Below are 1,619 nucleotides of genomic sequence, written 5' to 3'. Positions count from 1 at the left end.
GTGAACATACTCATGTATAAATACACGAGCTTCCTGTTTCAGCGCCAATTGCCCTTCTATCTAACAGGTCTTATGCCAGCTCCACAGGCGTTGATTATTCTGTTCGGACCGTCCCGGCCCTACAGGTTATGATTACTTCTATGCTGCCTTTAGATATATCTCATACCCTCTGTTTCTGATATTGATCGCAGCATTTAAATCTCTGTCCATGCTCATTCCACAGTTGCACTCATAACGGCGGACTGATAACGGCATCATCTTGACCGCACCGCAGCAGCTACAGGTCTTCGAGGATGCATACCACTTTTCGATGCGGATCAGACGCTTTCCTCTCTCCTCCAGTTTGTACTTTAGCATCGTAAGAAATGATCCATACCCGTTATCCATGGTCGCTTTTCCGTTCCCGAACCCTCTGTTTGCCAGCGCCCTCAAGCTTAAGTCTTCCACACACACTAAATCGTACCGATTGGCTGTCTCAGTTGATTTTTTGTGCAGATAATCTTTTCTCTGATTGGCTGCCTTTTTTGCAATACGGGCAATTTTCTTCTGCTGTTTCCGGTAATTTACTGACTGCAGCTGCTTCGCTTTCAGCTTCCTCTGCGCCTTTGTCAGCTTCTTCTGGTTCTTTCTATAATAATGAGGCATGCCACAGCACCTGCCTTCTGAGTCCATATACAATCCGTCCGATTTATAGTCCAGTCCAATCACCTGCTCTGGATTAACTGCCTGCGGCATAATCGCAGCCTCATACTCGTAAAGGACTGACACATAATAACTGCCGTCACTTTCCCTTGATACCGTGGCCTGTTTCAGACGCCAGTCTTCCGGTGCCCTTCTGTGCACAACTGCCCCCACCTTCCCAAGCTTTGGCAGCTTGATCTCACCAGCCAGTACGGCAATATTTCCATTCGTATAGTTCGTAGTGTAGGACATACGGCTGTGATGCCTGCTCTTGAATCTGGGATAACCGCCCTGTCTCCTGAAAAATCTCTGGTACGCCGAATCCAGCGCATAGATGGCATTCGTCAGGGCAAATTTATCCACTTGTTTTAGCCATGGCTGCTCCTGTTTGAGAATTCGGTTGCAGTCGTTATTGCAGGCAGTCTTATTCCTGTATGCCTTGCCCTGCTGATAGTTCTCCGACTGCAGGGCAAGATAATGATTATAAACAAACCGGCAGCTTCCAAATGTATCCGTCAAAAGCTGTTCCTGCTCTGCAGTCGGATAGACACGATACTTATAAGCCCTGTTCATCCTCTTTCCCCCTGTTACCGTTCTTTTTGGGAATCAATATAGTGTTTCACCTGTTCATGGCTTCTGTCACTGACAGTCACTGCGCAGTAAGATGGATTCCAGAGATGGCCTCCCCACAACTGTTTCTTTAATTCCGGATGGTCTAAGAACAGCCTTCTGGCCAGGTTTCCCTTCATGATTTTGACCATGTCTGATATCATGAACTGTGGGCGGCAGTCCAGGAGCAGATGAATGTGATCCGGCATAACCTCCATCGCCAGGATCTGAAAAGAATACTGGTCCGCCAGTTCTGTCAGCATCTCCTTACATTGAATATCGATTCCATCTGTTAATACCTTCTTCCGATATTTGGTACACCAGATAAG

2 protein-coding genes are annotated in these 1,619 nt (G+C 47.1%); both read right to left on the bottom strand.

Annotation, left to right across the window (positions count from 1 at the left end; translation table 11 throughout):
* Positions 1 to 138: 138 nt before the first annotated feature.
* Positions 139 to 1,254, bottom strand: coding sequence for an RNA-guided endonuclease TnpB family protein (locus H8S80_RS33850; RefSeq protein WP_187049103.1), 1,116 nt, complete (start codon positions 1,252 to 1,254; stop codon positions 139 to 141).
* Positions 1,255 to 1,268: 14 nt separating this feature from the next.
* A partial coding sequence (gene tnpA, locus H8S80_RS33845) for an IS200/IS605 family transposase (protein ID WP_118090908.1) occupies positions 1,269 to 1,619 on the bottom strand: 351 nt, incomplete at its 5' end.

The organism is Hungatella sp. L36 (assembly GCF_014288035.1).
This window is presented reverse-complemented; position numbering and strand designations above follow the sequence as displayed.